The following is a 3,162-nucleotide window of genomic DNA, read 5'->3' on the forward strand; positions in this document are numbered from 1 at the left end:
TCCGCTTCGGCGTGCGGCCCCTCGGCGCCGGCGGCCGCGTCGGCGTCGATCCGGTGCACGGCCGCCGAGACCGCCCTGCCGCCGGCGCCCCGAGGAGGAGCTGTCGTCAGGGCTCCGTGTCGGTCCGCGCCAGGATGCCCCTGAGCATCCCCGTGGCCTGGCCCACCTCGATGAGGTATCCGTCCGGATCGCGCATGTAGCAACGCAGTTCGGCGCGGCGGTCGATGGGTGGAGTGAGGAACTCGGCCCCTTTGGCGCTCGCCGTGGTGTAGAAGTCACGGATGTCCGCAACTCGTACGTTCAGGAAGCTGGAGACGGTGCTGGGATCCTCCGGCGTGCGCAGGACCACGTCGGGTTTGTCGTCGGTGGGCCCGCCGCCCGGGTTCATAATGATCCAGCTGTTGGCGACCTTGACGATGCAGGGGTTCTCCTCCAACACCACGGTCCCGCTCAGGATGTCGGCGTAGAACGCCCGTGAGCGAGGGACGTCGCCGACCGTGAGGAAGTACGTGAGCAGCAGGCCCTCGGCCGGTGCGGGGAGATCACCGGCCGTGGCGGACGTGACGTCGGACATGTACCGAGGCTATGGCGCGCACGGCCGTGCCGCCCGACGACCCCGGCCGCCCGGGTGACAGGTCCGCTCCGGAGGCGGGCTATTTCTGGAGGGGAGGCATTCCGTCGACGAGCTCACCCAGCACCCAGCCCTCGAGCGTCCACAGCAGGGCGAAGAGCGCCACACAGGCGGTCGCTGCGATGGTGAATTGCCCTATCACGCTTTTCGCGAACCGCTTCACTCACTGTCCTCGCCGTCCATCCTGCATCAGTCACAGTGACGTCGTCTGCGTCTGGACAGTTCCTCGCCGGCCCGGTGTGCCGCGCGCTTCGTCAGCAGAAGGCGCCTCCGACGCCCTTGGTCGGTCAGCCTCCTCCACGTCGATACCAGAGACTATCGCCAGACCCGAACGGGTGACGATACGTCATACCACCCAGGGAGATCGGCTTTCCGCCGGAAAGGACACGAAATGTCCACTGAGAGGGATTTGGGTGTGTCCGTTGACAATCAGCCGGACGGCTCAACGGCAGTGACCGGGACTGGCGGGAGGGTCGGGTACCGCGCCCGTCCCCCCGTCCCGAGGAGGCACTGTGCGCACCCTCGCCCCGCTCGCTGCCATGGCAGCGGCTGCTGCCACAGCCGAACCCGCGCGAGTTGCTTCAGCGGCAGAGCACCACGCTGGACACCCATGCCGGGTCGACATCGGCTCAACGTCCCGTCGAGACCCGACCGGAGCGGCTTGATCGGCCCCGGTGTGCCGGTCCCGGCTCCGCCTGATCAGACGTCGGAGCGGGGGCGGCTCGGGGTGGACGGCGCAACCGGCCCAAGCCGCCGCAGGTGAGCCGGCGGGCGCGAACGCCCAGCGGGTGCGGACGAACCCGCTCAGCCGTGATGGAGACGTGCCGACAGCGGGTGAGTCGCTACGGGGCCGCGGACCCTTTCGGTGTCTCGATGTCCCGTGGGCGGCTCCTCGTGAGGACGAGGAGGGCTCGCTCGGCCCGGTCGGTGACAAGCGATGCGGCACTCGGAGTACCGGCGGGCGGCGGAATCCGCCGATCACCCGCTTCGCGGGCGCCGGCCGGAGCCGGACCAGGGGCTGGGGCGCCGAGGCGGAGGTCGCGGGTGTCGGCCGGCGTTGCGTCAGGCTGTCGCCACGGACTGGGGGAAGGAGAAGACGCCGTCAGGGTCGTAGCGGCGGGCCACGGCCTTGAGCCGGGGCAGGTTCCGGCCGTAGTAGGCGCGGCCCCAGCGGGGCAGTGTGGCGTCGATGTAGTTGACGTAGGCGCCGAGCGCGCCGAGGTCGGCCAGCCCGTCCCGGATCGCCTCCACGGTGGCGCGGGCCCGGTCCTCGGTCGCCGGGGTGGCGCCGGCGTAGACCTGGGCGCTGGCGAGCGACTCGCGGTGCGGGAAGGCGGTGGCGCTGGGGGCGAGCTCGCCGATCGCGCCGCCCAGCGAGTCGAGCAGCAGGTCGACGCCGGTGCGGCCGGCCATCAGTTCCGTGACGCTCGCCGGGTCCAGTGGCACCGGGCCCAGCATCCGGGAGACCGCGACGAAGCCGGCCCGAGGGAGCCTGCCGCCCTCCGAGACGGGGTGGCACTGGGCGATGGTGTCGTTCGAACAGCCGGCCATGAACTTCATGGCGCCGAGGTAGTCCCTCGGGGAGACGGTGCGCGCGGTCGGGGCGGTACCGGCGGCCTGCACCAACTGGTCGAGCAGGGGGTCGGCGCCGCCCGGACCGCCCACGTAACAGCCGACGATCCGGCAGCTGGGCGGGGCGCCACCCGAGACCTGACAGCTGGCCCACAGCTCGTCCGGCGCCCCGTCCACCCACTCCTGCCAGGCCCCGAGCACCTCGGTCACCGAGCCGGCCGGAAAGCGGAGCACGAAGACGGTCAGGTCGGGCGCGGGGGCGGTCTCGAAGCCGAACCGCGTGACCACGCCGAAGTTGCCGCCGCCTCCGCCGCGCAGCGCCCAGTACAGGTCGGGCTCCTCAACGGGCGAGGCGGTGAGCAGGGATGAGTCGGCGGTCACCACCTCGGCGGCGCTCAGCCGGTCGCAGGTGAGCCCGTACTTGCGGGCCAGCACGCCGATCCCGCCGCCGAGGGTCAGCCCGGCGACTCCTACGGTGGGACAGCTTCCGGCCGGGAGAAGCCGCCCGGCCCGGGCGAGCGCCGCGTACACCTCGATCAGCCGGGCACCGGCGCCGACCTCCGCGGTGCCGTCCGGGTGCACGACGACGTCGGCCATCCCGCGCAGGTCGATCACCAGGCCCTGGTCGGGGACGCTGTAGCCCAGGTAGCCGTGGCCACCGCCCCGGGCCGCGATCGGGATCCCGTGCCCGCGCGCCACGTCCAGGCAGGCCCGCACGTCGTCGGCCGACACGCATCGGGCCACGGCGGCGGGGAACCGGCCGTCGTTCAGCTCGTTGTACCCGAGACGGGCGGTCCCGTAGCCGAGGTCGGCCGGGAGCACCAGCCGACTGCCCAGACGAGCGCGCAGCGCCTGCCAGTCGGGGGCCGCCGCCGCCCAGCCACGGGGGCGGGCCGGGAAAGCGGTGAACGCGCGGGCGGGGGCACCGGCGGGGGGCGTCGCCGGGGGGGGGGGGGCGG

General features: G+C 72.7%; 3 protein-coding genes. All 3 read right to left on the reverse strand.

What is annotated here, in order from left to right; genetic code table 11:
- Window positions 1-106 precede the first annotated feature (106 nt).
- Entirely contained in the window at window positions 107-574 is a 468-nt protein-coding gene (locus ABD308_RS29855; protein WP_344341694.1) for a VOC family protein, read from the reverse strand.
- Between the two features lie 79 nt (window positions 575-653).
- Window positions 654-794, reverse strand: a complete 141-nt coding sequence (locus ABD308_RS29860) for a hypothetical protein (RefSeq protein WP_344341696.1) — start codon at window positions 792-794, stop codon at window positions 654-656.
- An 899-nt stretch (window positions 795-1,693) separates the two neighbouring features.
- The coding region (locus ABD308_RS29865) for an FAD-binding oxidoreductase (protein ID WP_344341699.1) at window positions 1,694-3,162 on the reverse strand (1,469 nt) is incomplete at its 5' end.

Source organism: Kitasatospora putterlickiae, assembly GCF_039527695.1.
Classification (GTDB): Bacteria; Actinomycetota; Actinomycetes; order Streptomycetales; family Streptomycetaceae; genus Kitasatospora; species Kitasatospora putterlickiae.